This is a genomic window from Mycobacterium sp. WUMAC-067 (genome assembly GCF_020217485.1).
Taxonomy (GTDB): domain Bacteria; phylum Actinomycetota; class Actinomycetes; order Mycobacteriales; family Mycobacteriaceae; genus Mycobacterium.
On record NZ_JAEKMI010000150.1, the window covers coordinates 1 to 1,271 of the forward strand.

A 1,271-nucleotide genomic window follows, 5' to 3' on the forward strand; every position below is an offset into this window, starting at 1 on the left:
GAGGTGTACTACTGATGTGAGACACAGTTTGAAAGGATTGTGCTCATGTCTGCTCGACCTACCTATTCCGATGAGTTCAAGGCTGATGCCGTTGAGCTCGTGGTTTCATCTGGCCGTTCGCCGGCTTCTGTCGCTCCGGAGCTCGGCATTTCCGTCACCGCGTTGAAACGCTGGGTGCGGGTGTCCCGTGAGGGGCAACCAGGCGGTGGGGGGAAACCGGATGATCCGGTGGATCCTGCGAAATACAAGGCGTTGGAAGCACGGATGCGTGAGCTGGAGAGGGAGAACGATTTCCTGAAAAAAGTTTCGGCGTTCTTCGCCAAAGAACAACGGTAGAGGACTTGTACCGAGTTGTTCAGGAGAAGAACGCCGACTTCCCGGTGGCCTGGATGTGCCGCCAGCTTGGTCTCCCACGGGCGACGTATTACCGGCGGCTGGACGCCGGCGACACCCCGACTGCGCTGCGCCGCCGGGAACTGACGGATCAGGTGAAGACCGTCTTCGATTCCTCCGACGGGATCTTCGGGCACCGCATGGTCCATGCGAAACTTGCCGCCGCCGGCATCGAGGTTTCGGTGGGCACTGTCGCGGGGATCATGGCCGAAAACGGGTGGGCGGCAAAGCGGATGAGAGCGTTCAAGCGCACCACGATCGCCTCGGATCCGGATAAAGTCTTCGAGGACCTCATCGGCCGGGACTTCACTGCAGAAGCCCCTGGAACGCGTCTGGTGGGCGATATTACCTACCTGCGCACCGGCGAAGGGTGGCTGTATTTGGCCACTGTCATTGACCTGTGCACCCGCATGGTCGTCGGCTGGGCCATGGCTGAGCACATGCGCGCCTCGTTGGTTACCGGAGCCCTGACGATGGCCAGGGACAGCGGCCACCTGAGCCCCAACGCCATTTTTCACAGCGACCACGGAACGCAGTACACCTCCCGGGAAATGGGCGCCTGGTGCGCAGGAAACAAGATCCGCCAATCCATGGGCGCCACCGGGGTGTGCTGGGACAATGCAGTCGCAGAATCGCTGTTCTCATCCCTGAAAAACGAGTTCTACCATCACCACAGCTTCACCACCCGCCAGGACGCCAGACGGGCGACCATGCGCTACATCGAAGTGTTCTACAACCGCTGGCGCCCTCACACCAACAACGAGGGTCTGCCGCCCGCGACAGCAATGGCCAACTTCACAACCAGAAACCAGCCGCTTCCCGCTGCTGCCTGACCGAAAAGAAACTACCCGACTGTCTCACATCCTTGACACACCTCA

2 protein-coding genes are annotated in these 1,271 nt (G+C 60.4%); both read left to right on the top strand.

The window, feature by feature from the left end:
• Positions 1-45: 45 nt before the first annotated feature.
• Positions 46-336: a transposase gene (locus JF781_RS27935; protein ID WP_047040760.1), complete on the top strand. Its 291-nt coding sequence runs from the start codon at positions 46-48 to the stop codon at positions 334-336.
• Between the two features lie 5 nt (positions 337-341).
• Positions 342-1,226 (top strand): IS3 family transposase, encoded by an 885-nt coding sequence (locus JF781_RS27940; protein WP_082901982.1) that lies wholly within the window; start codon positions 342-344, stop codon positions 1,224-1,226.
• Positions 1,227-1,271 lie beyond the last annotated feature (45 nt).

What these genes read in the sequence shown, in the direction of transcription:
- JF781_RS27935 (WP_047040760.1), top strand. Translation starts at nt 46, where the DNA reads ATGTCTGCTCGACCTACCTATTCCGATGAGTTCAAGGCTGATGCCGTT.